At 35.1% G+C, this 26,389-nt stretch carries 29 protein-coding genes and 1 riboswitch; of the genes, 15 read left to right on the top strand and 14 right to left on the bottom strand.

Annotation, left to right across the window (positions count from 1 at the left end):
• The first annotated feature begins 25 nt into the window (after positions 1 to 25).
• The 4 genes from M948_RS41310 (at position 26) to M948_RS41295 (ending at position 2,320) form a co-directional block, all read left to right on the top strand.
• Positions 26 to 469 carry an SRPBCC family protein gene (locus M948_RS41310; RefSeq protein WP_021292512.1) on the top strand — a complete coding sequence of 148 codons (444 nt, stop codon included), beginning with the start codon at positions 26 to 28 and terminating at the stop codon, positions 467 to 469.
• A 165-nt stretch (positions 470 to 634) separates the two neighbouring features.
• Entirely contained in the window at positions 635 to 1,057 is a 423-nt protein-coding gene (locus tag M948_RS41305) for an SRPBCC family protein (RefSeq protein ID WP_021292511.1), read from the top strand.
• Positions 1,058 to 1,337: 280 nt separating this feature from the next.
• Positions 1,338 to 1,793, top strand: coding sequence for a GNAT family N-acetyltransferase (locus M948_RS41300; protein WP_031335849.1), 456 nt, complete (start codon positions 1,338 to 1,340; stop codon positions 1,791 to 1,793).
• A 149-nt stretch (positions 1,794 to 1,942) separates the two neighbouring features.
• Positions 1,943 to 2,320, top strand: a complete 378-nt coding sequence (locus M948_RS41295) for a VOC family protein (RefSeq protein WP_021292509.1) — start codon at positions 1,943 to 1,945, stop codon at positions 2,318 to 2,320.
• A 387-nt stretch (positions 2,321 to 2,707) separates the two neighbouring features.
• Here the strand turns inward: M948_RS41295 and M948_RS44080 are convergent, their stop codons facing one another.
• Both M948_RS44080 and M948_RS44075 read right to left on the bottom strand, forming a co-directional pair.
• Complete coding sequence (locus M948_RS44080; protein WP_021292508.1) at positions 2,708 to 2,959, bottom strand: phosphatase PAP2 family protein; 252 nt, start codon at positions 2,957 to 2,959, stop codon at positions 2,708 to 2,710.
• Between the two features lie 171 nt (positions 2,960 to 3,130).
• Positions 3,131 to 3,289, bottom strand: a complete 159-nt coding sequence (locus M948_RS44075; RefSeq protein ID WP_368855430.1) for a hypothetical protein — start codon at positions 3,287 to 3,289, stop codon at positions 3,131 to 3,133.
• A gap of 278 nt (positions 3,290 to 3,567) precedes the next feature.
• A riboswitch (TPP riboswitch) is annotated at positions 3,568 to 3,668 on the top strand.
• 142 nt (positions 3,669 to 3,810) lie between these two features.
• On the opposite strand from M948_RS44075, the gene M948_RS41285 reads away from it, so the two are divergent.
• Entirely contained in the window at positions 3,811 to 4,563 is a 753-nt protein-coding gene (locus tag M948_RS41285) for a 3-oxoacyl-ACP reductase (RefSeq protein ID WP_021292507.1), read from the top strand.
• Positions 4,564 to 4,640: 77 nt separating this feature from the next.
• Entirely contained in the window at positions 4,641 to 5,948 is a 1,308-nt protein-coding gene (locus M948_RS41280) for an LLM class flavin-dependent oxidoreductase (RefSeq protein ID WP_021292506.1), read from the top strand.
• 810 nt (positions 5,949 to 6,758) lie between these two features.
• Here the strand turns inward: M948_RS41280 and M948_RS41275 are convergent.
• From M948_RS41275 to M948_RS41240, 10 genes are all read right to left on the bottom strand, one after another.
• On the bottom strand, positions 6,759 to 7,259 hold the full coding sequence (locus tag M948_RS41275; protein WP_155974851.1) for a hypothetical protein: 501 nt from the start codon (positions 7,257 to 7,259) through the stop codon (positions 6,759 to 6,761).
• 35 nt (positions 7,260 to 7,294) lie between these two features.
• Positions 7,295 to 8,161, bottom strand: coding sequence for a CPBP family intramembrane glutamic endopeptidase (locus M948_RS41270; protein WP_021292503.1), 867 nt, complete (start codon positions 8,159 to 8,161; stop codon positions 7,295 to 7,297).
• 207 nt (positions 8,162 to 8,368) lie between these two features.
• Positions 8,369 to 8,530 (bottom strand): hypothetical protein, encoded by a 162-nt coding sequence (locus M948_RS43530; RefSeq protein WP_021292502.1) that lies wholly within the window; start codon positions 8,528 to 8,530, stop codon positions 8,369 to 8,371.
• Between the two features lie 86 nt (positions 8,531 to 8,616).
• Positions 8,617 to 9,150, bottom strand: coding sequence for a GNAT family N-acetyltransferase (locus tag M948_RS41265; RefSeq protein ID WP_021292501.1), 534 nt, complete (start codon positions 9,148 to 9,150; stop codon positions 8,617 to 8,619).
• Positions 9,151 to 9,905: 755 nt separating this feature from the next.
• Positions 9,906 to 10,043: a hypothetical protein gene (locus tag M948_RS43525; RefSeq protein ID WP_021292500.1), complete on the bottom strand. Its 138-nt coding sequence runs from the start codon at positions 10,041 to 10,043 to the stop codon at positions 9,906 to 9,908.
• A 10-nt stretch (positions 10,044 to 10,053) separates the two neighbouring features.
• Positions 10,054 to 11,079 carry a hypothetical protein gene (locus tag M948_RS41260; protein WP_021292499.1) on the bottom strand — a complete coding sequence of 342 codons (1,026 nt, stop codon included), beginning with the start codon at positions 11,077 to 11,079 and terminating at the stop codon, positions 10,054 to 10,056.
• A gap of 363 nt (positions 11,080 to 11,442) precedes the next feature.
• A complete protein-coding gene (locus M948_RS41255; RefSeq protein ID WP_021292497.1) occupies positions 11,443 to 12,006 on the bottom strand; it encodes an RDD family protein in 564 nt (187 codons plus the stop codon).
• Positions 12,007 to 12,263: 257 nt separating this feature from the next.
• Positions 12,264 to 12,851 (bottom strand): TetR/AcrR family transcriptional regulator, encoded by a 588-nt coding sequence (locus M948_RS41250; RefSeq protein ID WP_021292496.1) that lies wholly within the window; start codon positions 12,849 to 12,851, stop codon positions 12,264 to 12,266.
• A gap of 3 nt (positions 12,852 to 12,854) precedes the next feature.
• Positions 12,855 to 13,640, bottom strand: a complete 786-nt coding sequence (locus tag M948_RS41245; RefSeq protein WP_021292495.1) for a DNA alkylation repair protein — start codon at positions 13,638 to 13,640, stop codon at positions 12,855 to 12,857.
• Positions 13,637 to 14,053, bottom strand: coding sequence for a VOC family protein (locus M948_RS41240; protein WP_021292494.1), 417 nt, complete (start codon positions 14,051 to 14,053; stop codon positions 13,637 to 13,639). The genes M948_RS41245 and M948_RS41240 overlap by 4 nt, the downstream gene beginning before the upstream one ends.
• Positions 14,054 to 14,338: 285 nt before the next feature.
• Here M948_RS41240 and M948_RS41235 point away from each other — a divergent pair, with 285 nt between their 5' ends.
• Together M948_RS41235 and M948_RS41230 are read left to right on the top strand one after the other, a co-directional pair.
• Complete coding sequence (locus M948_RS41235) at positions 14,339 to 15,601, top strand: APC family permease (protein WP_021292493.1); 1,263 nt, start codon at positions 14,339 to 14,341, stop codon at positions 15,599 to 15,601.
• Between the two features lie 40 nt (positions 15,602 to 15,641).
• Positions 15,642 to 16,193: a bifunctional transcriptional activator/DNA repair enzyme AdaA gene (locus M948_RS41230; RefSeq protein ID WP_101953576.1), complete on the top strand. Its 552-nt coding sequence runs from the start codon at positions 15,642 to 15,644 to the stop codon at positions 16,191 to 16,193.
• Positions 16,194 to 16,406: 213 nt separating this feature from the next.
• Here the strand turns inward: M948_RS41230 and M948_RS41225 are convergent, their stop codons facing one another.
• Together M948_RS41225 and M948_RS41220 are read right to left on the bottom strand one after the other, a co-directional pair.
• On the bottom strand, positions 16,407 to 16,790 hold the full coding sequence (locus M948_RS41225; protein ID WP_021292491.1) for a DUF2283 domain-containing protein: 384 nt from the start codon (positions 16,788 to 16,790) through the stop codon (positions 16,407 to 16,409).
• A gap of 306 nt (positions 16,791 to 17,096) precedes the next feature.
• Entirely contained in the window at positions 17,097 to 17,618 is a 522-nt protein-coding gene (locus M948_RS41220) for a CueP family metal-binding protein (RefSeq protein WP_021292490.1), read from the bottom strand.
• Between the two features lie 456 nt (positions 17,619 to 18,074).
• On the opposite strand from M948_RS41220, the gene M948_RS41215 reads away from it, so the two are divergent.
• From M948_RS41215 to M948_RS41185, 7 genes are all read left to right on the top strand, one after another.
• The gene (locus tag M948_RS41215) at positions 18,075 to 18,926 is read left to right on the top strand and encodes a YitT family protein (RefSeq protein ID WP_021292489.1); all 852 of its coding nucleotides are present in this window, start codon (positions 18,075 to 18,077) and stop codon (positions 18,924 to 18,926) included.
• Between the two features lie 503 nt (positions 18,927 to 19,429).
• Complete coding sequence (locus M948_RS41210) at positions 19,430 to 20,275, top strand: MurR/RpiR family transcriptional regulator (RefSeq protein ID WP_021292488.1); 846 nt, start codon at positions 19,430 to 19,432, stop codon at positions 20,273 to 20,275.
• Positions 20,276 to 21,169 carry an N-acetylmuramic acid 6-phosphate etherase gene (murQ, locus tag M948_RS41205; RefSeq protein ID WP_021292487.1) on the top strand — a complete coding sequence of 298 codons (894 nt, stop codon included), beginning with the start codon at positions 20,276 to 20,278 and terminating at the stop codon, positions 21,167 to 21,169.
• A 21-nt stretch (positions 21,170 to 21,190) separates the two neighbouring features.
• Complete coding sequence (locus tag M948_RS41200) at positions 21,191 to 22,642, top strand: PTS transporter subunit EIIC (protein WP_021292486.1); 1,452 nt, start codon at positions 21,191 to 21,193, stop codon at positions 22,640 to 22,642.
• A complete protein-coding gene (locus M948_RS41195; RefSeq protein WP_021292485.1) occupies positions 22,635 to 23,678 on the top strand; it encodes a MupG family TIM beta-alpha barrel fold protein in 1,044 nt (347 codons plus the stop codon). The genes M948_RS41200 and M948_RS41195 overlap by 8 nt, the downstream gene beginning before the upstream one ends.
• Positions 23,679 to 23,762: 84 nt before the next feature.
• On the top strand, positions 23,763 to 24,284 hold the full coding sequence (locus tag M948_RS41190; RefSeq protein WP_021292484.1) for a DinB family protein: 522 nt from the start codon (positions 23,763 to 23,765) through the stop codon (positions 24,282 to 24,284).
• A 397-nt stretch (positions 24,285 to 24,681) separates the two neighbouring features.
• Positions 24,682 to 26,295: an amidohydrolase gene (locus M948_RS41185; protein ID WP_021292483.1), complete on the top strand. Its 1,614-nt coding sequence runs from the start codon at positions 24,682 to 24,684 to the stop codon at positions 26,293 to 26,295.
• The last annotated feature ends 94 nt before the right edge of the window (positions 26,296 to 26,389 follow it).

Raw genomic sequence — 26,389 nt, 5'->3', positions numbered from 1 at the left:
ATTTAATAAAAGGTGATGATACATTATGGATACTCAAGTAACTACGGAATTTAAAATACTTAGTCCTGCCACTGACGTGTTTGAAGCCTTCGTAGACCCAGGTGAAATAGGAAGATTTTGGTTTTCCTCAAGTTCTGAAAGATGGGAACAAGGTAAAACGGTTACACTGAAATATGATGAATTCGAAGCAGAAGGAACAATCAATGTTTTAGAAGTCGAGAAAAATAGGAAAGTCGTGTTTTTGTGGGGGTATGAAGATGATGATGTGAGGGAAGTTACGATTACACTGAAAGAGTTGGATAATACGAGTACAATAATTGAAGTAATCGAATCAGGGTTTATTGAAGATGACCCCCAAATAGTAAACAAAATGATTGGGCAAAAAGGAGGGTGGGTCTATACACTAACTTGCTTAAAGGGTTATTTAGAAAATGGTGTTACTAATTTAAGAGCATCAATACTTAAATAACCGAATTACGTAATTTCCTGATATCATTTATACAGACGCTTCTATCATGTTTGAAAGGATAATAAAATAATTTAACGATCTTCAAAGTAAACGGATGTATTTCCTTAGATGAAAGCATTTGACTTTAAGGTTTTAAAATATTATTCATCATAGGAGTTGATTATTTTGGCTAATGCACAAGCAGTTGTTGCCTATCACTTTCATGCAACACCAGATAAGGTCTTTGATGCATGGGTTAATCCAGAAAAAGTAAGACAATGGATGTTCCCGAATGGCAATATGGTAAAATGTGAAAATAATCCTAAAGTTGGTGGCTATTTCATTTTTGTTGACCGCCGTGAGAGTGAAGATATTCAGCATATAGGGCACTATTTGGAATTGGAGCACCCTAAACGCATTAAATTTACATGGGCTACAGTGGACGACCTACCTGATGCAGATCATGTAACTGTTGAGATTAACCCTTCAGAAAATGGCTCAGAGGTAACTTTAACTCATGAGGTAGATCCTGAATGGGCAGAGTATATACCTCAAACAAAGAAAGCATGGACCGTAATGCTTGAAGCAATGGACAAAGTATTAAGTTGAAAAAATTTTAGTTAGGTAAATTATTCAATATTCATCAATTGGGCACTTTTCTGTAATAAAGATCGGCGCTCGTATTGTACATAAGGGCCATATTATGGAATAGAATATGGTATAGTTAAAAATCTAAAAAGTTCCACATTGTAATTTTAGACAATACTTGTTAAGGGAGGCGTTCATTATGGCAAACAAAAAAGCTTTTTTCAATAAGAACTTAAAGGGGACAACGCCTAACTAACAAATTTGGCTTAGCGTTTCCCCGAAATTTGAAAGGGGAAAATGTATACTTACAGGTAATGTGAAAATTGAAGAATTGAACGAAGGAAACTGGTATGAATGCTGTGATTTGAAATTACCAGAGAAACAAGCGGAGTATATAGAGTCAAATGCTATATCAATTGCCCAATCAAAGTTAGAACCGTCATTAAAACCTTTTGCAATTTATTTTGAAGATAAAGTAGTGGGTTTCCTAATGTATAACACTGAAAAAGAGGAACTTGATGGTTATTGGATATTTAGAATAATGGTTGATGAGAATTTTCAAGGTAAGGGTATAGGGAAAGCTGCAACAAAGTTAATGATTTCAGAGATGAGTAAGTTGCCAGATGCAGAAAAAATTGTTGTTGGTTATCATCCAGAAAATCAGGAAGCTAACCACTTATATGCCAATTTGGGATTTATTGATAATGGTGACCAATTTGGAAAAGAAATTGCTGTTACCAAATATATAAACGAGTGAAGTTAAATAAGGGGGGAGTCGTTTTTTTGGTTCTCCCTTTCAAATTTAATAAATAGGATATTCCAGAATCGGACATTTATACTTAATAAGCGCCAATATTGAATCAAAGGGGCAGATTCTTGAGTAGCGTTAGGGAGCGGTGATGAGGTATGAGTGTACTTTTTAGAGTTGAGTTGTATGTAAAGGATATTGAGCGATCCTTAAAATTCTATCAAGATATTATTGGACTAGAACTCTACGGCAGAAATGAACGTTCAGGTCGTTTCAACTACGATTGCTTTTCATTGTTAATTGCTTCCGAATCAATCCTAGAGGATGTTCATTTTTTTAACAGTAAAGCTAAAAGTGACGTTAAAGGAAATGGTTTTGAATTAATTATTGTTGTAGATGAATTGGAAAAAGTGTATCAGCGATGTCTTGATAGTAACTACCCAATTGAAGTTGATGTGGAAAAATACCTCTGGGATATGAGAGGGTTTAAGATTACTGATCCAGATGGGTACTTTTTAAGAATTACTTCTAAATGATGTATGTTTACATAAACAATACTAGCTAATAGAAGAAGAAGACTATTCAATCAACGGGCGCTAGAAAGCACCTTGAGAAACATAGTATACGGAATTGAAATAAAGGCTAATAAAAAATTTAATTTCGGTAAGAAAACATTCTTTATATTAATAAATGCCATTTTTGCTATCATATATTTGATAAAATACCCCCTCAAAGATGGGTGGCATGATGCCATAATCACCCAGGACTCCTTAAAAAATAAGGGTTTATAGGTCATGAGTTTGTCTCATGACCCTTTTTGACCTTATTTTGAGGGCATTTTTCATAAGGTTTCCAAACATTACTGAATCTTTTTTCGAACTGCAACTGTAGTATGAATTTGTTTTGTAGTTTCAATATCAAAATCAATTTTCTTTTGATCTACTTTTATTCAGGACTGTTTGTTCACCTTTTTCATAAATAGCTATTAGCTTACGCACAACATTTAACTTAGGTACCACTTTGTAAACAAAGACTGCGACTAAAATACTTATAGCTGCTCCAACAATGACATCAGCTGGATAATGAACACCAGCCCAAATACGTGAAAGTCCTACGAATATCGCTATTATAATCCAAAATATTCTCGATCTCTTTTTAAGAAGAAAGTTATACAAAATGAAAAGAATAATATAGTGTGGTCACTTGGAAAAGAATTATCTATTTCGTGATCTATTAGATGATTCACATGAGATAATTCCTCAAAAGGTGGATCATTTGAATATATTATTCCGGAAATTTTTCCGATTATTTCGGCTAATAAGTAACCGCAAATAATCATCATTCGATTATTTTTGCTTCTTGTAAACCAAAAAGCTATGACCTAGGGCTAATAAAAATACCATATATTCAGCAACGAACACTATAGTAGGATTAAGATACGTGAGATCCTTACCTAGATTATTCACCATTCTAAACAAGTCAATATTCATTTCACTTATACTCAAATACTTTTCCTCCTTATCTTAACTGAAGAAAAGTATATATGTATTCTATAATGTAATAAATTGGAATTTTTTATATTTCGCTTTCACTTTTGTAAGGCAATTATATACTATATTATAATAAAAAGTCCTCTCCGTTGGAGGAGGGGGGTTTGGAGGAGAAATTTATGTTATATGTACAGATTCACCATTTTAGAATAACAAAGTTATAGAAATACTTTAACTAACCATATATCCTTGACATAAATTTTTTAAAACTATAACATTTAATATAAATTAATTATATGCACTAGGGGTGTTATTTAACTGAGATGAGTATTACCTCAAACCCTTTGAACCTGAACTAGCTGAAACTAGCGTAGGAAAGTGTAAACTCTAATACATACTTAAAGAGCGAATTGTGCCTTATTTTAATATGTAGTTAATTGTTTTACGCAACTTTCCTGATGGAAGGGTGCGTATTTTTTGTTCTATTATAATTTATTATAAATTTCATCAAAATTAAAAATATAGGGGTTGTTATGATGACTAGAACAGTGTTAGTAACAGGTAGTAGTAGAGGTTTAGGGGCAACTATTGCAAAGACATTAGCACAACAGGGATTTCAAGTGGTTATCAATTACTATCAAAGCAAAGATGCTGCTGAGAAGCTCGTTTCTAAGATTGGAAAGGAGAATGCTATTGCAATTCGGGCTGATGTAACAAATCGTGAAGAAGTAGATAAATTGATAAAAAAAGCAACGGAATATTTTGGTCAAATCGATGTTGTAGTCAACAATGCATTAGTAGACTTTAAATTTGATCCAAACAAACAGAAACCCTTCACAGAACTCACTTGGGATGATTATCAAAAACAACTAGATGGTACTTTAAAAGCAGCATTTAATGTAGTTCAAAGTGTCATACCTCAATTTATTGAACGACAAAATGGAAGTATTATAGGTATAGGTACTAATTTATATCAAAATCCTGTTGTACCCTACCATGAATATACAACAGCTAAAGCTGGATTAATAGGTTTCACACGTAATATCGCTTCTGAATTAGGATTATATGGTATAAAAGCGAATGTAGTTTCAGGTGGATTATTAAAAACGACTAACGCCAGTGGTGTTACAACACCAGAAGTATTCGATTTAATTGCTCAAACAACGCCATTGAAGAAGGTGACCACACCTCAAGATGTAGCCGATATGGTCGCTTATTTATCATCGGAAAAAGCGAACGGTATTACAGGTCAAAATTTCACAGTAGATGGCGGTTTGACAATGAACTAATAGCTTAAATTACCATAGATAATCTTTCAAAAAAAGAAGTATACAAGACAATTAATAATTATCTTGAGGTGTAAAAAATGACAGAAACGAAAGAAAAACAACTACACTTAGGTGTTTTGCTGTATGGTTGTGGACACCATCAAGCTGCTTGGTTAATGCCTGACTCAAGCGTTGAACGTATTGGAGACATTTCTTATTATCAAACATTAGCACAGTTAGCGGAAAAAGGTTATTTTGATGCAGTATTCTTTGCTGATAATCAATCATTTCAAGGTAAAGATTCTAGTGATATGCCAGCATTTTGGTTTGATCCAGTAGTCAATTTAACCGCTATTTCTCAAGTGACAAATCATGTGGGATTAGTTTCAACAATTTCAAGTACTTTTTCTAATCCTTTCACAGCTTCACGACAATTATTAAGTTTAGATCATATTACAAAAGGACGTGTTGGTTGGAATCTCGTTACGTCCATGACTGATTTAGAGGCGTTAAATCACAGTATGGAAGAACTACCTTCCCATGACAAACGCTATGAAAAGGCAGATGAATTTGCTGCTTTAATGAATAAGTTATTTCTTTCATGGGACAGCGGTGAGTTTCTTCATCATCGAGAAAAAAGAAAATTGATAAATCCTTCAAATATTCAGCCTTTTAAACACGATGGTACCTATTTTAAAGTGTATGGTCCATCCACTACGCCAAAAAGTCCGCAAGGCAAACCAGTATCAATGCAAGCTGGGGCATCTAAACAAGGCATTGCATTAGCCGCAAAATATGCCGATGCAGTCTATTCAGTGTCGTGGAACTTAAAGCAAGCAGAAAAATTTCGCGACAAATTAGTCGAACAAGTTAAACAAAGCCAAGACAGTAATAGACATATTAAAATATTTCCTGGCTTAGTAACCTATGTAGGTCATACTCATGAAGAAGCTTTAGCCAAAAAAGCAGCATTAGATGAGCAATTACCTCTTGAAACAGCCCTAAAGCGGTTGAGTTTCTTTATTCAGCAAGACTGCATGAATTGGGAGATTGATAAAGAAGTACCTCAATTACCCCCAGTAGAAGAATTCACTGGTCCAGTTGGACGTTATGAAACAATACTAGAAATTATTAATGATACACAACCTACAGTAAGAGAATTATTAGGATATCTTAATGCAGGCGGTGGACATTACACGCTGATAGGCACACCCGACGAAATTGTGGATCAGATGGAAGTCTGGTTTGAAGCTGGTGTGGCTGACGGATTTAATCTTATGCCTCCTACATTACCCGGTAGTTTAGAAGATTTTGTTGAACTAATTGTTCCTGAAATGCAAAGAAGGGGTATTTTTAGAAGGAAATATGAAGGTCACACCTTCCGTGAACATTTAGGATTAACATAATAAATTATTATAAAATGACTGTACTAGTTGAAGAGGTAAGATGTCACAATAATATTTTTTTCGAGGATTTCCGTAAAGATTCTGATATTTTTTCGGAAGCATCCTTTTTCATTTTATCGGTAAGATACGTATAAACTTTCATAGTCGTATCAATGTCCTCATGGCAATAAGCCTGTTCATACGAATTGATCTAGTTTTTGTTACAAAAAGGCATTTGTTGGTAAAAACAGGTGCCTTTTTATCTAGTAAAATAATCAAGTTAGTAGTATAATCCTATTAAGAGAATAGTAAATTAATTTGTATGGAAATAATTTCATATTGTGAAACATATTCTCGCTCAAAAACTAATTGCGATTAAAAAAGAACGCCTTTTAACTGGCGTCCTGTTCCTCTTTGTCTTAGCATTAACTTTTTCACTTCTGTTGAGTTCTCGTCTGTACTCTTTAAGTATCCCAATGCTTTGGCTAGATAGCAACTTTCTTAGTATTATCTCGTTTACAATAAATACGATAAAACCTACAATTACGAAAATATACGCTACAAACAAAGGTGTTGAAGATAGTGATACAGTAAGAATTCGAAAGATACCAATAGCAAAAATAAGCAAACTATATACAAATGTAATAACTGTTCGAGTTTTATTTTTTAATTTCAACTTTCAACTTCATAAGAGTGGCAAATACATTACTATTGTTATAGTATATACCTTGATTTTCAAAAATCTGGACCTAATTAGAAGGACTCACTACTCGCTTAATACGAACGCTTCAGAAGTCTCGATTTCAAGACTGAGTTATACTCGTTTCAATTTTAATCAAATAAGATGCTTTCAATAAATTCAGATTCATTTTTATAAATCTTGTACATAAAGTACATCAATACTGTTACAGCAAAGTGGATAGTTGATTCAAGAATATTATCTTCAAAGAGTATGGTTGTTCTAAATGTGAGGTCGCTTGTTTTTAGGGTAGCGATATGTATTTTGTCTAGTTTCACTTCAATCTCTTTGCTCCAATTTTCTTCAATTTGTATATCTTGACCGTTGATATCGCCCTTGACACAAAAATAAAGGAGGCTATTACCTGGTTTATCTTTAAAAAGGTAGGTCTCCTTCTCTGTTTTTATGACATATGTGGCAAAAAGAAAATTTCTGATACCGCGTTTTTTTATCCCCATTCTGACTGTGAGACCATTTGTATTGGTAAATGAAAATACATGTCCTTTTTCACATCCGGAAATATCTGCTTTTTCAATTACCCCAATAATCTCTTTTTCTTCATTTTCCAATGCAATAGCCTTTTCTTTTTTCATGTATAAAACATCATTGAATTGGTATTGTTTCAATTTTATCGTTCCTTATTTTCAGACTTATTTTTTCTTTTGTCAATGATTAACAATACGGACAACGCCACAATACTAAATACTACGATAAATAGAAACGACAAGTATAGTGTCATGAATCCTCCAAACATCTCATCAAACTTTAGAATAGCGACATCTGGTTCATACACACCGCCCATGGAAATATATCTAGCTACTTCAAGGTAAACAATATGGAAGATAATGCTCATCCATATTGTTCCTGTATATTTTTTATATAGCTGTAAAGCAATCCCAAAAGTGAAGAGCAATATAAAGTAATCTATAGTTAGCGCAAATGGTTCACTAAAGAATATGGACTCCAATGACATCACCGTAATCGGCACACAGATGAAGATGAATGATTGCAAAACCAATGAGGTGATAAAGCGATACTTCTTATGCAACTCTTCGAATATTAGTCCACGGATAAAGATTTCTTCTGGAAATGCCTCATACATAAATGCTGTCACGGAATTGATTAAAATAGAAATGATCACACTTGCTGTCAGGTTCAAACTGACGTTTTCTATGCCACCAAATAAATAAGCTGTTAAAATTCCTGATAAGAGTAAAGTAAAAGGCAATGCAATTCCGACGATCAACTTAGATAATGAATTTACACCCTTTACCCCAATATTTGTGAATATGTTTGGACTTATTCTTTTAAGTACAAAAAGTAAAACAAGTGTCAACCCAGTAAAAATCACTCCTTGTAGGAGCATGGCTATTTGTCGATCCATATCTTGAGTTTCTATCAAATACCTTCCGACATTCCCCGATACAAAGAGAAATAGTGATACGAGTACAAAGTACAAAAGCAACCGGCTAATTCTGAATTTCGAAGAACTCAATTAAAGGCTCCTTTTTTATTAGTGTAGTAACGTTATAAATTACGTATCAACCAAGTCACTAGTTTCAATTTTCTTGAAATTAGTGATAAAATCAACCCTACTATCGACATCTAATGTTGGAAATCGATTTACTAAACCTTTTTCAATTAAATGGCCCTTTTAATGAATAAGGGCACATTTACTTCCTCCAGAAATGCGCTCGTTTGATTAACTATTGTTATGCGTGTTATAAATAACCATTGCACCCATATAAAATATAGAGGAGGAAAATTTAATATCCACTACTTCTATAGGGTTGTCTTCCAAAAACCTATTTACTTTTTTGCTTAAACCTTGTTCAGTAAATCCAGTAAATGTTTCTATTTTCAACTTACATCCCCCCAAATATAGCTTTATTTCACAATCTGACTTGATTCAGGCATAATGTTTGTTCAACAACTGCGCCCTATTCTGGATTATCGTAGATCAAGGGCATAGAATATAGTGTCGTATCGATCTTTGCCGACTGCTACAAAGCGAGGCAATCGACCATACTCTGTGAAACCTAGTGATTTATACAATTTGGCAGCTCGATCATTGTCACAACGGAAGTCAAGGGTTAGAACTTCAATCCCAGTATTGACAGCAGTAGAAATTAATTGATTCATAATTCTGTGCCCTAAACCAAGACCTTGATATTGTGGATCGATTGCCACTTTTTCTATGTCAGCATGGGGATAATGAGTCGGACGACTGTAGCGTCTCCAGTACCCAATACCTGCAAGATCTTGATCGACCCAGATGGCAATTAGGCATGCATCACTATTTTCACTTGCAATGGCCAATTCCCTAATGAGGCCAGTCACCTCTTTAGTTGAAGGTGGATCAACCCACCCAATTGCCGCGCCGTTTAAAACGAGTTCCTGTAATAAATGCGTTGTTTTTTTTAAAAACGATAAGTCTTCTGTGTCTCCGATATCTACTGTACGTAACACAATAGACTCCTCCATCAGATTCCCCCTATCTGTTTCGTAATCTCTAAAAATGTATTCCGTAATCTGGTCCTTTATTGAATAAGTTCAGATTTTTAAAGAAATCATATTTATTAATTATATCTTGATACCTGCATTTCTTAATGAAAATCGAGGCTGCATTAAAAAAATATCATAAATAAGTTTGTGTGGATTAATTGTAGTTTGATAGTGGGCTTCATTTTGAGCTTATTCATCAATTTCGATTTTATTTTTAATGAGGTTTACAAACGTTACTGAGTTTCTTTTTCGAACTGCATTTGTAATATGAAGATAAATTTGTTTCGTAATTTCATCATCAGAATGGCCAAACTCTTCCTTATCCTTTCTATACTTACACCGGCTTCTGATAAAAGGGAAGTATGTATGTGAATGCTGTCCAGTGTCAGGTTTAAATTAAATTTAGCTATTTTTCAACTGAGTATTGGAACAGCATAAAAGAAAATTGGGAAACAGGAAAAAAGTATATGCTAATAGTGATATTAAAGTCTCTACATATACAAACGTCGATACAGTTGGGACACCTGACAGAGTTAAAACTAAAGTGTTTTTTGGGAGCATATTTGTTAAGTAATTATTAACAATATGCTCTTGTTTTTGGAAACTATGATCTATTGTTAGGATGTGAAATTCCCGTTAGCTTTTGAACATCGTTATATTAAGTCTTCTAAGAAAGCTTTATTTATTACATGCCTTAAAGTACAACCTAGCGATATAACACAATGTTTAATACCTTAGTCATCAATTTTCTCTTCTTGGCAGGAAAAGCAAATAAGCTTATGGTTACTTTGAATAATTCCATCTAAAAAACCACTTCGGCAGTAAATTTTATCACCGCATAAATCACATTTACCAATATACTCTTTTTCCATAAAAACCTCCTTATATGCTTGCTTTTTCTGTAATTTTATTTCTGTCAATAAAATATGAACGAAACCATATTCCAATTTCAATAACTAATATTAACAATACGGTCCAATTCCAAAAACTTAATATAATCTCATGCAACGATTCCAAGGTACTTTTATAATCAATATTACTGTGAATCTTGAAAGTAAATGCATAAAACATACCAAAGGTAAAATTCCTTGACCATTGGCTAACATTATATGTGAATATTCCTTTTTTCCAACCAAGATTAGAGACTCTTTTAATTCCTCTTACTATCTCTATACTTTCTACCAATAGAAATAAAATGAATACCAACAACCAGAATATTAAAATAAGGTCTGCTGATAGAAGATGAGAGGAGACAATTGCTAATCCAGTAATAGATAACGCTCCGTGTATAATACAATTAGTATTGGTCCAATCATCTAAAAGTGACCAGTTATTCCTGCTGTATCGAAAAATAATTAAGAGTATACCTAATCCATAAAATAATAATCCTATCATGATTATTATTTTAATTAATTTAATTGGTATTTGTTGAAAGAAAGGTAACCATGAAAGCACCATTGATTGTGTGGCTACAGTAGAAAGTAAAATAATGCCGTGAACAGGATATTTTTGTGACTTTTTATAAAGTCGTTTAAAATTATATAAACAAATTAAAAGGAAACCTAACCATAATAAAGTATTTACACAAACAATTCCTTGAACAAATCTATGGAATTCAGGAAGATATTTCATAATTACATTGCTTAATACAGAAATACCTGCAATCCAGGTTCCTATTACAAAAGAATTGACGGGATTAATCAACAAACTAATTAGAAAATCTTTATGAAAAAGTTGTATTGTAATTAATGTATAGATTAACATCCCGATATACAAAAAAATAAAAACGAAAAATAATTTTATGTTCTCTAGAAACGGAAAAGCGTCTATAGTGACGAAAAGAAAAATACCTAGGGCCATTATAATGGCTCCAGAGGAAGGATTTATAATAATATTTTTAGAAGCCATTTTATTTCACCTATTCTAATCTTATGCATCTAATAGTAACGCTAGCTGGTTAATAACTCAACAATGATTTAGATACAATTAATTTTTCTTTTATCGGATGTAAATGTAGAAAAATAAAAGCCCCCTTTGATAAGAAGGGGGCGGATAAAATATGAGCTCAATTGAAATATCATCATACTACATATTTACGCTCGACTTTAATTAATAATCCTTAACCTCAAACTCCGTTCCTTCCATATAACGCTTCATAACTTGATTAGTCATATCCTTCAATTGCTCAGAAGGATATTCAATCACACCACTATTACCTCTGCTATTCCAGCGATAAGTAGTTTTTCGTCCGATTGTTGAGGATTCAGTTTTTTAAAAGGCAGATGTATCTAGTGACTCTGCTTGCCCTTTCGTACTTAAACGATAGTCTTTCACTTCCGTACCTGCGAACCAGTCATAGACATTTTTTCTTTTTTTATTAGTAAGAGGAATTATTAGATATAATAATATTACAAGATTGACAGCATTAAGGACCATAAGAATGGTGATTTCAGAAAAGTCTGTTGGAAGCATTAATCGCCATATGCCAAAGTGAGCAACCTCCCATGGAAGAAACTTGATAGCTGTTCGAAAAGCTGAGCGACCGATTCCAATACGCTGTCCGAAACTATCAACAACACGAATGCCCATTTTTCTCTTCCCTAATGTTCCCTGCCATTTAGAACATTCACATACAATAAAATAAAGCGAAGCTGGCAACGTAATCAAAAGGAAACCTGTCAGTTCAGCTGTTACTGGAGAGCTTGAAAATAGGTGGCTAATATATGATCTGAAAACGAAAGAAATGGTACCTAGAACAAATATACCGTATATTAAGATAACGAGATAATCTAATAAAAAAGCGTAAATGCGGATTTTAAATGACGCATAAGGCATATTGAATCGGCTCCTCTATTTCGTTTTAAAAATCTCTCAAACAACTCATCTCTATACATTACTATTAAAGCCTCAAAAAATATTGCCTAAGAAATGGTCCAATAATACTTAAGCGTTGACGCAACTTTATTTTAACCAATGATCTGGTTTTTCTAAGAAGTTTGGTATTTTCGTATGGATATTTTCTTAGCTGCAAAATAAATTGCGTATGGGCTATATGTCTTTATGAATACTGGAGTAAGGTCATTAAGATGCAGTTAGTTCGTCTGTTTAAGTCCTTCGAAATACACATCTAACACGTGCATCGCTTCATCAATTGAATCAAAGGAACCTTTCTCGGCGATCCATAATGCGCTTTCGTTCATGGCCCCTGATAAAGAATGGGTCAGTGATTCTACCGACAGAGACAGAAAACAACCGTTCTTCTGCATTTGTTCAAGCTGATTGTATAGAAGTCTCATTGAATGATTGGCATCTAATTGTCGCCAACGATTCCAACCGATGACCACAGGACCATCAATGAGAATTATCTGTTTATGGTCAGGCTCAATTGCAGACGTGATAAATGCTCGACAACCAAGTGACAGCTGTTCCCATTGATCTGAACTCTTGCTTGCCTGCTGCTCGATATTTTGAGCAATCTGCTTCTGAATGGATTCAATAACGGCGAAAAAGAGTCCTTCTTTATTCTTAAAGTGATGATACAATGCACCACGCGTCAGACCTGAATCTTTCACAATATCTTCGAGTGCTGTTTTTGCATATCCATATTTTGCAAAATGTTGTTTCCCTGTTTGGAGGAGTAATTGTATTGTTTCTCCCGCTTCAGCTTTTGTCTTCTTCATTTATTATTCACCAACCCTGTGCATAAATGCAAGAGCATCTTGGTCATTGACTTTTATCAATGAACGTAGTCCATGCTTTACTGTCCAATTGATGTTTTTCCCATGCAGCTTATGCATCTTTTTTATCCATTCTATTGTTTCCTCTTTATACGTTTTTGACAAGTCATTCAGGTGATTTCCAACAGATTTTTGAACATACTTGGAATGATCGGTTATCAATGGCTCGAGCAAAGAAAGATTCATATACGGATCGTCGCTAAGCACGTCGATTCGTTTTGCCCAAGGTAGACGAGGACGTGTTCCCTCACTAACGAGTCGACGTACATGTGCATTCTCATCGATCGCCCATATACGAAGTTTCTCTAACATTTCTTGTTCATAATGCAGTAAGTAGGGGCGAATCGCATATTCGGACGTATGACGTTTCGTAATTTCATACAAGGCGTCCATCGATACATCAAAGTCATTCAATCCATACACTTCAACGTAATGAGCAATTGGCATTAAAAAATAACCATTTGCAAACATTCCTTGTTCTGTTTTGTTTTCTGGCCCAAGCATTTGTTTCAAAATTCCAATCGCATCAACGTAAGGTAAGCCGAGCGCTTTGTGCAATTCTTTAGAGATGACGGCTACCCTTTCTTTTAGCTCCAATTCTTTGACGAGATTATTCACGCCCTTAATAAATGAATTACGAGGGAATTCCGGATAAATAAGGGATATTTGGTGCCCAAAGAATTGCGCTAATTCTCCGTCAAAATAATACTTCAATGGAATGTAACTGCTCATGACAGAGTATCCTTGAAATGACTTTGGAATTCAGCAGATGGAGTTATTGCTTGAATGACATCGATAAGAATTCCGTTCGGATCGGATGTAATGAAATGACGCTGCCCAAAATCTTCATTCCGTAAATCGAGTACGATAGGGAGGTGATGTTCACGAATTAAGCGATCGTATAGGGCATCAACGTCTTTTACCTCAAGATTTAAAATCAGACTGGTCGTAATCTGCTGTCGAATCTCTGATGGAACTGTATCATGATGATGATGAAGCACCGCTAGCTCAAACGAATCCAACCTTAAACTCACATACCAATCAATTTCAAAAACGACTTCAAACTGAAAGTGGCTTACAAAAAAATCTACAGAGCGAGAAACATCATCCGTAAGAATTACAGGATAAAACCCAGTCACTGCCATCAAACTACACCCCTTTAAATAGTTGTTAGGTTAATTTTAACATACATACTGTATGTATGTAAATATCATTTCATTAATAAGGAACTATTTGGTTAAGAAAGCAACGAATTTCAAACCTATGAAATCTTAATCGATTACAAAACTACCGTCTATTCAACTTACTAACCACTCAATGGATTAAGAAGTAGATCAATATAAGGCATGATCTAGGGGAATTGAACCGCAAAAAACAAGAAGAATTTCTTACTCTTTCTTGCTACGATGAAGGCGGAAAGGAGTGAGAGGATGGAAAATAAATCCATTGGATTATTTCAAGGAATTGCTTTATACATTGCAACGATCTTAGGATCAGGAGTTCTTTTTTTGTCTGGTGCGACAGCCACAATAGCGGGTCCTGCGTCCATTCTATCTTGGTTTATCGTGATTTTAATTAATTTCCCAATTGCATACTCCTTTGCGAGTTTAGCTCGGCAATATCCAGATGCGGGTGGAGCTGCAACTTTTGTCAGAAATTCTTTTGGGAATCATCTAGGCAACATTGTTGGTTGGTTTTATTTCATAACAGCTGCAGTCGGACAAACAATTGTTTCCTTAACAGGCGCTTTTTATTTTAGTCAAGCTTTTGGATTTTCACAATCTGAAAAGACGCTTATCGCTATTTTTATTTTGGTGATTGCAGGTGTTTCAAATTATTATGGTATCAAAGTCAGTGGCAAGGTTGCGTTATTTATAAGTGCTAGTTTGTTGATTCTATTATTGTTGGCTGTATTTTTCTCTTTGCCAAGTATACAGTGGAAGAATTTTGTCCCTTTTGTCCCGAATGGATGGTTTTCTGTTGGGAATGCTATAACACTTATTTTTTGGTCTTTTTTCGGCTGGGAGGCGATTTGTAGTCTGTCGAATAACTTCAAAAGACCAGAAAAAGATATTGTAAAAGGGGCGATGCTTAGTGCTATTGTCATTGGTATCTTGTTTTTGGCCTTAAGTCTTGTCACCATAGGAACAGCGACGTATGGATCTACAGAAAGCAGTCTATCCCCTATTGGTGTTATAATGGGAGATACAATAGGTATAGGTGCTAAGATTGTTACGGCGGGATTAGCTCTAATCATTTGTACAGGGACAGCGAATGCCTTTGTAGCTAGTCTAACTCAATTAGGTTATTCGTTAAGCAGAGATGGCGCTTTTCCGAAATTTTTCTCAAGACTGCATCGTACCACTCAAATTCCTACACGAATGGTTTTATTTATTATCTGTTTTGCGATAGCCGGTATTTTAGTAACAGTGGCTATGTCATTAACATTTAACGATATTTTGTTTATCCCGACTTCCTTTGGAATTTTAGTCTACATTCTTTCTATGGCAGCAGGTGTCAAATTATTCAAGACATATACCCTGCCATGGTGGGCATCAGGGGTTTCTTTCATTTTGTGTTTACTTGTAATCCCATTTTTTCAAATGTACATATTGGTTCCATTAATTGTCATCGCTTTATATGTGATTTATATGATTTTTAGTAAGGAGATTTTTTCCTTTAAGGGGGAGTAAAAATCGAATGATAAGTCCAAAAGACCTTTCTAAGGATATGATGTGGGAAGCAACAGTTACATGTGATTCTACATTTGATGGCAGATTTTATTACGCTGTTAAGACAACGGGAATTTTTTGTCGGCCATCATGCAAATCTAAGATACCAAAATATGAGAATGTTTCCTTTTTTTTGAATGCAGAAGAGGCGCTAAAAACAGGATTTCGCCCTTGTAAAAGATGTCGCCCCGATCTACAATTAAAAACGTATGAACCATTAAAAGCAATTATTGATGATACGATGCAGATCATAAACAGTCATTATGATCAAAAAATGCTTATGAATGAATTGGCATCCATGGTAGGGGTCAGTCGTTTTCATTTAAACCGGCTCTTCAAAGACAGTACAGGGGATACTCCGCGTATTTACTTGGAAAAGGTTAGGATTAAGAAAGCAAAAGAACTTCTACTAACGACTAGTTTAAATAGCACAGAAGTCGGTTATCAAATCGGCTATCAAAGTATTTCCAGTTTTTATAATGCATTTAAACGGAGTACTGGACTTTCACCGATTCAATTTCAGAATCAATATGTCAAAAGTCCGACTACTTAGGTTTGGCGTTTTGGATGATTTTTAAAATCCAATCTATATGTGAACGCACTTTCGTTTTTTATTTATGTGTAATCACCACATTTATTATGGACAAATGCAACTAAACAGAAAAGGGAAACCTTGGGTAATACATTATGTCATGGGCTGTGTAATAAAATATCGTGCAGCAACTTTCGCTTTAAATTATTTTTTGATGCGGATATAGTAGTGTGTTTACAAAATGTATTTGGCTGGATAATTTTCTGGAACAATAATATCTATTCCAATCAATCCTTTATAACCAACATTCGAAAAGCAGAAACGCAATCCCCTAAATACAAATTTACTACGTACTTCTTCTTGACTCATTCTAAATGAGTAACCTTCTGGCGATTCAATGAACATTCTCTTTTTATTATTCAATATTTCTTTTAGTCCAAGCGCTTCTTCTTCGAATAGTTCTATTCCTATGATAATTCCGTTTTTATCTATATCAACATTTAGAAAGGGATTTACTTCTAATTCTTCTGTTTCATCAATTTTATATTTATACTTTTTATTAACAATATAGACATATCCAATTTTAACATCATCATCGAATTCAATTCTTCTACCCATTTCTTTCTCTCCTTGTTCCTCTAATTTGATTCCATATATATTCCTTGAAGTATTTATATTATACAGATAGGAAGGCGGTGGTAACATATCGTTTATAAATTATAAAATTTTTTTGACGGAACGAGGATAGAATCGTTTTATGTAAACAAACATCCGAGTGGATTCGAGTGAAACCATTCGGATGATGATAGGAATAAGCTACTTTTGTCTTCGTCTCTATCGCTTAAGTTAATTATTCATTGATCATTATACATCAGTAAACACTAGAGGGATTTGTTTTCCTTGGTCATTCGTCATAGACTTTTCCTAAGATAACTGCATTGTTGTTATACACGTATTGTCGCCTTCAAAGGTGGAGATTTCTGATTCTGATACTTTTCCGCCATATTCTATTTTTACTTGAAATGTTTTATTCCTTGGCAACCATAAATCAATAAATCCATTTTTAAATGAGGTCATGGTTTCATCAATCACCACATTCCCCTCGTCATCTTGAATATATACATCAAACTCTTTTTCGACCAATTCGCCTTGGCAACCAGTTAGACTATGATTGGTACAAGGATGTGTTGCTTTCATAAATGGTGCAATCGAAACAAAAAATTCATCCTCTGGAAGATCATAAGTAGTCTCTTTATTATTACTGTCCGTTACAATAAGTTCTTCTGAAGTAATGGATGCTGTCCCATCATCAACACGATTAACACTGTAATCGTGTACCATTTCTTTTATATTATTTTCTTCTTTTTTATTCGAACTACTATCATCACAGGCAATTACTACTAACATGAGGAATAGTCCAGCCACTGCAAGAAGGCATTTCTTCATCTATTATTCAACTCCTATTTTAATTAAGTAACTTAATGCGATTTCTTTTTCATTTTAGCTTCATTCAAGCTTCTATATACCCTCCTTCTATAATAAGTGAAGCTTTAATGATGTCTTAAGAGCTAAAAACAGGTTTCTACTTGTTAGTTTAAGATAAATAGTTGCAGAAATTATGTAGAAGCTGTGACGGTTTATGAACAAAAATTTTAGGGAGTACCATTTATTTCTGAATTTCAATGGAGTGTTTCTCAAGAGAAAAGATAGTGTCGGCCATATATCTTATAAATCTAAAAATTAGATTGTATATTGACTTTGATTCAAGAGGTTACTATAATCGTGAAGTTGCATCATAGTGGGATAAAACATTATTTATATTTAGTAGCTTTAGAGGTTAAGAAATAGTTGATTTCTAAAGTTTTTTATATATGACTTTTTTTGTTTAAGGAGGTTATTTATATGAAAAATATTTTTAAAGATGTGCTGTTAATAATCGTTGGTTCTTTTCTTATCGCTGCCTCCGTTCAATTTTTTGTTATACCGAACAGGCTCGGTGACGGAAGCACAATAGGTATGTCTCTCATTTTATATTATTTATTTGAGATTCCTACTAGTATTAGTACGTTTATCATTAATCTGATTTTTATTGCCATCGCATATAAATTTTTAATGAAAAGAACCATCGTTTATACCATATTAGGCGTAGCGATGAGCTCTTTATTTCTAGGAATTCTAAGCTTTGTTCCTTTTGGTATTGAAGATATGGTATTGGGCATTATCTTCGGTGCATTATTACTCGGGGCTGGTTTAGGCCTGATTTTCATTGCTGATGGCTCGACCGGTGGAACTACCCTCCTGGCTTATTTACTAAATTACACTAAGGGATACAGCTTCTCCAAGAGTCTTTTTTATATGGATAGTGTTATTATAGCAGCGTTTATATTTATTATTGGAGTTAATAATATGCTGTATAGCTTTATATTTGTTTATCTGTGTACAAAAATAGCGGATCAAGTAATTGGAGGTTTCCATAATAAGAAAGCCATGACAATTATGTCAGATAAATATGAAGAAATCTCTAACGTAATTACAAACGAATTTGGCAATGCCGCTACGATTTATTATGGATACGGATACTACGTAAATAAAGATAAAAGAATTATCTATACGGTTATTAAAAAGACGGAGCTATTAAAAATCAAAAAACGAGTGCAAACCATTGATCCAAGCTCCTTTGTTGTAATTCATGAGGTGAAAGAGGTAGTTGGTGGAAAACTAGGATTTGTAAGTAGTAACACTCGGACAAATTAAAATAGACAAGCTTTCGTCGAGAGCTTGTCTATTTTATCATTCGGATGAATGGAAGGTTATTTCTCTGTAAAAATGAGATACTCGATGTATACTTGATGTTTACTGTATATCCACCATTTCTGGTCACAGCAGTCTCTATAGAACCATGGATTACTTTTAGCATTTGTGTACTCCATTTTCTCCATTACTTTTTAGCTATCATGAAAACCCCCTCGATATTGATATTCTATCGAATTTACATATCTCGCTCCCTATTTTATTATCATTAAAACGATTGTTAATTATTCAAGAGAATGGAAGCTTTATGATAATCATAGATACTCCGATAAGTCTAAACCTTCTGATTGGAAATTTTCTACATATAGTGACAGAAAGTTTCATGTATGAAAGGGGATACACGCAATAAATTTCAAGTTATGGTACAATGTTTCATAAGTAGCTAATGTCATTGACACTAAGTTTCATAGTAATTATCATCAAACTATGTAAGGAGGAGCGATCAATTGAAAATCGCAACCATTCGCTTAAAGGAGTATTACGAGCAGGCGAGTACAACAGAGAAAGAAATTATTTCATATATACTTGCCAATCCAGAAGAAACATCGAAGTTGACCATTTATCAGCTTGCAGAGCGGACATTTTCCTCGCCAGCTTCTATCATCCGACTTTGCAAAAAGAATAGCTTTAATGGATACAAAGAGTTTTCTAAATCGCTTCTATTTGAACAAGCAGTAAGAAAAAACTATAAAAACAAAAGAATAACGGATGTAACCAAGGTGGACAGTGTGAAGGAAGTTGTTGATAAGGTAACCAACAAGAACATCTTATCATTAGAAGAAACAACCAGCTTGCTTGACTACGATGTCATTGATGCGTGCGTCAAATCCATTTACAGATGTGAGAAGCTGGTGTTATTTGGTATCGGTGCCTCGTTAATTGTTGCCAAAGATGCGCAGCTGAAATTTACTCGAATTAATAAAATGGTATATGTAGCGGAAGATTGGCACACGCAATTGTTAATGGCGAAAAATATGACTGCGCATGATATTGGTATTGTTATTTCATATTCTGGTGAGACAGAAGAAATGATTCAATGCGCCAAAACAGTACAAGAAAATCAAGCAGAACTTATTTCTATAACCAAGTATGGAAGCGCAACCATATCTGACATGGCAGATCATAAACTTTTTGTTGCTGCAAATGAATACGCCTTTCGAAGTGGCGCAATGTCCTCAAGAATATCTCAATTGAATCTGATCGATATTCTTTATACAACTTATGTAAATATGCATTATGAAAAATCAATTGAAATTCTAGAAAAAAACCAGATAAAAAAGGAGTCTCATTAAATGATTAACTTAGATAAGATGACAACTGAAAAACAAAATTTGAAGACAATGAACTTGGACCAAATGTCCGTTTTAGAAGCATTGAAGGTGATGAATAAGGAAGATCAGCAAGTAGCAAAAGCAATGGAAGCCCATCTTTCAGAAATTGAAAAGGCTGTAAAAGCAATTATTGAAGCTTTTGAGCAAGAAGGAAGATTGATTTATGTTGGAGCAGGTACAAGTGGGCGTCTGGGTGTACTTGATGCAGCGGAGTGTCCACCAACGTTTGGTACAGAGCCAAATCAAGTAATCGGTTTAATTGCCGGCGGCGAAAAGGCATTTACGAAGGCAGTTGAAGGTGCTGAGGACAGCAAATCAATGGGAGAGCAAGATTTAAAGGAGATTCAATTGCAACCGAAAGATGTTGTAGTCGGTCTTGCAGCTAGTGGGCGAACACCTTATGTGATTGGAGCTTTAGACTATGCTAATACAATAGGTGCAAAGACAGTGGCTATCGCTTGTAACCAAAACTCAGAAATTGGGGAGATTGCCAAAATCGCTATTGAAGTAACTACAGGACCTGAGGTTTTAACTGGTTCTACTCGATTAAAAGCAGCTACTGCACAGAAATTAATTTTAAATATGCTCTCTACAATCTCTATGGTTGGGATTGGAAAGGTTTATCAAAATTTAATGGTGGATTTACAAACCACCAATCAGAAACTAGAAGTGAGGGCGTTGCGCATCATCATGGCTGCAACAGAAGTAAACCAAGATGTAGCCCAAGCAAAATTAGAAGAGGGGGAAGGAAATGTGAAGCTAGCTATTACCATGATTCTATTGAATTGTGATGTAGCCACTGCTAAACAGAAGCTTCAGGAGTCAAACGGGCATATTAGAAAAACACAACAATAAACAGATGGGAGAGGGGTTATTATGGCGAATGAAAAAGAGAAATTCATAGATGAAATTGTCGAGCTGATTGGTGGAAAGAATAACATCCAATCAGCAACCAACTGTATGACTCGGATGCGTATTCGTATCAAGGATGAGAGTAGTGTGGATGTAAAAGGATTAAAGGAGTTAAATGATGTGATGGGGGTTGTACAAGCTGAAACACTTCAAATCATCGTTGGTCCAGGGAAAGCAAAAAAGCTAACAGATTTACTGTTGGAAAGGTACAATGTATCCTCTGAAGATGGTCAGACTGAAATGACAGGAAATCAAACAGTTACGGAGGATTGGCAGGAAAATAAAGCTTCTATCAAACAGAAGCAGAAGAAAGGTAAATTAAAGTCCGCACTTGAAACAATTGGTGGTATCTTTATTCCAATGATTCCTGCTATCATTGCAGCCGGTATTTTCAATGGATTCAGCAGCTTGATCGGAACGCTGCAAGGGGAAGGAACGCTGACAGGCGATTTTTGGGAAGCAACACGATTACTGTTTTCTCTAATCGGAACAGGGTTTCTAGGATATTTCTCTATTTTTACAGGTATTAATGCGGCAAAACGATTTGGAGCCACTGAAGCGCTTGGTGGTATGATTGGAGCCATTTCTATTGCTTCACCACTAGTTGAACTTTCGCAGCTTTTTGGGCTTTATGATGCGGATGAGCCGTTAAATTCCATCTTAACGACAGGAAAAGGTGGTATTATTGGTGTTATTTTTGGAGTGTTTATTTTAGCTAAGTTAGAAAAAATGATACGTAAACGAGTTCCAGACGTATTAGATTTAATCGTGACACCAGTAGCAACATTACTGATCACAGTAGCTCTCTTTGTATTTATTATTATGCCGATATCTGGAATATTCTCTGATTGGCTTGTTAGTGGGTTAAGTGTAATTATTGGTTCTGATAACACAATCGTTAGTATTATATCGGGTTATATTCTATCTGCTGTATTTTTACCAATGGTATTACTAGGTCTGCATCATGGTTTGATTCCGATTTACGCTATTCAACTAGATGTACTTGGAGGCGTTTCACTGTTCCCGGTACTAGCCATGGCAGGAGCTGGACAAGTTGGTGCGTCCATCGCCATTTATCTAATATGTAAAAAAGTAGGTAATCACCGCATGAAGCAAATTATAGCAGGTGCGCTGCCAGCCGGGATTCTTGGTATCGGTGAGCCTTTGATATATGGGGTTACCTTACCGCTAGGAAAGCCTTTTATTACTGCGGGCTTAGGCGCAGGTTTTGGTGGAGCATATGTTATGATGATGCAGGTCATGGCGAATGCTTGGGGACCATCTGGATTAGTAGCTGTTCCATTGATGCAAGCAGATAAAATGATTCATTATGTTATCGGTATTTTTATCGCGTATATTGGAGGCTTTATTATTACGCGCCTATTCATTAAAAAAGAAGATGTTGCAAATGCCTAAACCACTAGGGATCTCTGTATATGTGTCTACTTTTGAATTACAAATTCCGATGTTAGAAAAGCTAAAAGGAAAAAACAGTTCCATTTTTACTTCATTTCATATTTCAGAAGAGGTAAACGATAGTTATGTGACTAAGGCAAAGGACATGTGCAAATGGCTTCATCAACATGGTTTTCAAATCATTGCAGATGTATCACCGAAAACATTAGAAATTTTTGCTCAACACGGTCTTATTCGTTTTGCAGAAGATATGCATGTTTCCGTACTGCGTCTAGATTATGGCTTTGATGAACAAGAAATAACGCGGACTGCCAAGCAAATTCCAATCGCTTTTAATGCATCCACCTTAAATTTAGATGCACCATTTGTTTTAGAAGGTCACAAGTTATATGCCATGCATAATTTCTATCCAAGACCAGAAACAGGATTAGACTGGAAGCTTTTCGAAACTATTAATCAAACAATTAAGCAAAATGGGTCTGCACAACTGGTGGCATTTATTCCAGGGGATGAAATATTACGTGGTCCGATTTATGAAGGTCTACCAACAATAGAGACCCATCGAGAGTTGCCACCTTATGTTGCTTATTTAGATTTAATCAAGAATCATTCTGTTTATCAAGTGTTTATTGGGGATGTAACCATTTCTTCCGAGCAGCTAAAGCTGATTGAAGACTATCGATCAAGCAAGATTATCTCACTTCCTGTAAGGTTTGAATCTGATTTTGACTACTTATACGATCACGTGTATTCCATTCGGATTGACTCACCAAGCGGTTTAATGCGATTGCAAGAATCGCGAGGGTATGCATCTCAAGGGAAAACGATTAACGTACAACATTGTACGGAAAGAACAAGAGGAAAAGTCACAATAGATAATGAGGCGTATAAACGTTATTCAGGAGAGATACAAATCATGCGTCAACATTATCCAAAAGATGGAAGGGTTAATGTCATTGGCGAGATAATAGAAGGGTATGTTCCCCTTGTTGATTGTGTAAAAAATGGAGAAAAAATCCGATTCGTCAAAATTTAATCTGGAGAGAAGAAGATTCTCTATTCCTAGCCTGATTTTTATTACGGTGGTACAGCAGCCATTAAACAGAGAAGGGGGAACAAGTTGACACATTTTGCATTACAGTTTTATGATTTTAACGAATGGGCAAACAAACAAATTTTTAGTCGACTAAACGAACTTCCGGAAGATATTTATCATCAAGAAGTTCAAAGTGTGTTTTCATCGATATCGAAAGTACTGGCACATGTTTATCTTTCCGATCTTGGCTGGTTAGGAGTTTTTTCTGGTAGAAGTATGAACTATGCATTAAGGATAGCTGAACAATTAAAAGAAGAAACAGAGGAAACAGGGTTAGCGGACATGGAGAAGCTGTTTTTGGATTTATCTGATCGATACAAAACATTCCTTAGCCAAAAAGAAAATATAGATAAGCAGCTTGTGATTGAACATCCCTCTGGCGAGCTAATGAACACAAGCGTATCCGAATTAGTACCTCATGTGGTGAATCACGGAACTTATCATCGAGGTAATATTACAGCTATGTTAAGGCAAATGGGCTATGCTTCTGTACCCACAGATTATGGAGTTTATTTATATATACAAAACAGCAATCAAACGAAATAAAATATTAGAAAGTAACTTTATAATTGATGAGCAGCTCTTAAAGGGCACCTCTATTAAATACCCTTTAAGTAGTAATCCACTCTAATCCATTACAGGTTGGGGGATAGAGAGAATGGATATTGTTGGGAAAGGGGCTGCTCATTAATTCAATTCCCTTTCTGAAACAATAAAACACGTAAAATTGTTTTGTAGCAGCCTTCCATTTGGAATAAAGAAGATATGTATAACTAGCAGCATGTAGAAATAGTCCAATAGATGCTTTAGCTTCGATATCATTTTGTTATAGAATATGATTCAATAAAAATAAACACTGTTTTCATCTCCATTATTGTATGCTTACATATAATTTCGATGAATGCAGTGTCTTTTAATTGGTAGTTGGAAAGGATGAATTGCAATGAAAAAGCTATATTATGGTGGAGAAATTATCACGATGGAAAAAGACAAGGAACCAGTAGAAGCTGTATTGGTGGAGGATGGTGTCATTCAAGACTTAGGATCGTTATCCAAATTGGAACCACTATTCCAAGATGACAACATCGAAAAACATAATCTAGAAGGAAATACACTATTACCTTCCTTCATTGATCCCCATAGCCATATTTCGATGGTTGGTCCTGTTGCAGCTTTGTGTGATTTAAGTGAATGTGATAATTTCAATGAGATTGTGGACCAATTGAAGGCGTATATAAAAGAGAAGCAATTAAAAGATTCCGATCCAGTGATCGGTTTTGGTTACGACCATAATGTATTACAAGAAGCGGAGCATCCAACCAAGGAAGTTCTTAATCAAGTGTCAATGGATAGAATAGTTATCGTTATGCATACATCTGGGCATATGGGCTGCGTCAATGACTTGGCCTTACAAATTGCTGGCATTGATGAAAATACCAAAGATCATGAAGGCGGCACAATTGGTAGAGTACAAGGAACACTAGAGCCTAATGGGTATTTAGAAGAGGCGAGTATGATGGCTATGCGAGAAAAGTTAACGGGTGACATGGGGACAAATTTTGCAGCCATGATGCAGCAAGGACAAGAGATGTATATCAAAAATGGGATTACGACATGCCAGGACGGGGCGACAAGTAAAGAAATCATGCAGCTTTTTCATACCTTAGCAGATGAGAATGCACTCATGATAGATGTCGTTGCCTATCCATTAGTAATGGAAACACCGACAGAATTGCTGGAACAATATAAAAGATACGCTAAAAAATACAGCAATCGTTTTAAATTAGGGGGGTATAAGCTTTTCTTAGACGGTTCTCCACAAGGAAAAACAGCTTGGTTAACTGAACCATATGAAGGGGAAACAGATTACAAAGGATACGCATGGTATCAGGATGAAGAAGTGCGGCAATTCGCTTTAACTGCAATAAATGATGATGTTCAACTACTGACACACTGTAATGGCGATGCCGCATCAGATCAATTACTACGAAGCTATGCGAATGCTTTGCAGGTCTCAACTAATCCGAATAAACATAAGCTGCGCCCAGTGATGATTCATTGTCAAACTGTACGTGATGATCAATTAGATGAAATGCTGAAATTGGATATGATTCCATCGATTTTCAATGTGCACACCTACTATTGGGGAGATGTACATCTTAAAAACTTAGGAGCAGAGCGAGGCAGCAGGATTAGTCCAGCAAAAACAGCTTTTGATAAAGGATTGGCTGTGAATTTTCACCAGGACTCTCCTGTAGTTAAACCTGACATGCTTCATGCCATATGGTGTGCTGTGAATCGTAAAACAAGAAGTGGAAGTACCATCGGTGAGCAGGAATGTGTTACTGTGTATGAAGCATTACAAGCTGTTACCATCAATGCGGCGTATCAATATTTTGAGGAGAATAATAAAGGAAGTATTGCCATTGGGAAATACGCCGATTTAGTAATATTAGACCAGAACCCACTTACCGCGAATAAAGAGGAGATTAATAAGATTAACGTACTAGAGACCATTAAAGAAGGAAGTACGATTTACCAAAAGAATGAGACATGAACATCATGCTTGGACTCTCAATGAGAAGGTATTCGTTTAAAAGAAAGGCTTCTTGATTTACCCTTGTAGCTTGATTTATCAAAGTAAAAAGAAT

Source organism: Virgibacillus sp. CM-4 (assembly GCF_000445495.1).
In the GTDB taxonomy this organism is placed as follows: domain Bacteria; phylum Bacillota; class Bacilli; order Bacillales; family Amphibacillaceae; genus Virgibacillus; species Virgibacillus salexigens.
This window is presented reverse-complemented; position numbering and strand designations above follow the sequence as displayed.

What these genes read in the sequence shown, in the direction of transcription:
- M948_RS41310 (WP_021292512.1), top strand. Translation starts at nt 26, where the DNA reads ATGGATACTCAAGTAACTACGGAATTTAAAATACTTAGTCCTGCCACT.
- M948_RS41295 (WP_021292509.1), top strand. Translation starts at nt 1,943, where the DNA reads ATGAGTGTACTTTTTAGAGTTGAGTTGTATGTAAAGGATATTGAGCGA.
- M948_RS41285 (WP_021292507.1), top strand. Translation starts at nt 3,811, where the DNA reads ATGACTAGAACAGTGTTAGTAACAGGTAGTAGTAGAGGTTTAGGGGCA.
- M948_RS41280 (WP_021292506.1), top strand. Translation starts at nt 4,641, where the DNA reads ATGACAGAAACGAAAGAAAAACAACTACACTTAGGTGTTTTGCTGTAT.
- M948_RS41275 (WP_155974851.1), bottom strand. Translation starts at nt 7,259, where the DNA reads ATGAAAAAAGAAAAGGCTATTGCATTGGAAAATGAAGAAAAAGAGATT.
- M948_RS41265 (WP_021292501.1), bottom strand. Translation starts at nt 9,150, where the DNA reads ATGGAGGAGTCTATTGTGTTACGTACAGTAGATATCGGAGACACAGAA.
- M948_RS43525 (WP_021292500.1), bottom strand. Translation starts at nt 10,043, where the DNA reads ATGGAAAAAGAGTATATTGGTAAATGTGATTTATGCGGTGATAAAATT.
- M948_RS41260 (WP_021292499.1), bottom strand. Translation starts at nt 11,079, where the DNA reads ATGGCTTCTAAAAATATTATTATAAATCCTTCCTCTGGAGCCATTATA.
- M948_RS41255 (WP_021292497.1), bottom strand. Translation starts at nt 12,006, where the DNA reads ATGCCTTATGCGTCATTTAAAATCCGCATTTACGCTTTTTTATTAGAT.
- M948_RS41250 (WP_021292496.1), bottom strand. Translation starts at nt 12,851, where the DNA reads ATGAAGAAGACAAAAGCTGAAGCGGGAGAAACAATACAATTACTCCTC.
- M948_RS41245 (WP_021292495.1), bottom strand. Translation starts at nt 13,640, where the DNA reads ATGAGCAGTTACATTCCATTGAAGTATTATTTTGACGGAGAATTAGCG.
- M948_RS41240 (WP_021292494.1), bottom strand. Translation starts at nt 14,053, where the DNA reads ATGGCAGTGACTGGGTTTTATCCTGTAATTCTTACGGATGATGTTTCT.
- M948_RS41235 (WP_021292493.1), top strand. Translation starts at nt 14,339, where the DNA reads ATGGAAAATAAATCCATTGGATTATTTCAAGGAATTGCTTTATACATT.
- M948_RS41230 (WP_101953576.1), top strand. Translation starts at nt 15,642, where the DNA reads ATGTGGGAAGCAACAGTTACATGTGATTCTACATTTGATGGCAGATTT.
- M948_RS41225 (WP_021292491.1), bottom strand. Translation starts at nt 16,790, where the DNA reads ATGGGTAGAAGAATTGAATTCGATGATGATGTTAAAATTGGATATGTC.
- M948_RS41220 (WP_021292490.1), bottom strand. Translation starts at nt 17,618, where the DNA reads ATGAAGAAATGCCTTCTTGCAGTGGCTGGACTATTCCTCATGTTAGTA.
- M948_RS41215 (WP_021292489.1), top strand. Translation starts at nt 18,075, where the DNA reads ATGAAAAATATTTTTAAAGATGTGCTGTTAATAATCGTTGGTTCTTTT.
- murQ (WP_021292487.1), top strand. Translation starts at nt 20,276, where the DNA reads ATGATTAACTTAGATAAGATGACAACTGAAAAACAAAATTTGAAGACA.
- M948_RS41200 (WP_021292486.1), top strand. Translation starts at nt 21,191, where the DNA reads ATGGCGAATGAAAAAGAGAAATTCATAGATGAAATTGTCGAGCTGATT.
- M948_RS41195 (WP_021292485.1), top strand. Translation starts at nt 22,635, where the DNA reads ATGCCTAAACCACTAGGGATCTCTGTATATGTGTCTACTTTTGAATTA.
- M948_RS41185 (WP_021292483.1), top strand. Translation starts at nt 24,682, where the DNA reads ATGAAAAAGCTATATTATGGTGGAGAAATTATCACGATGGAAAAAGAC.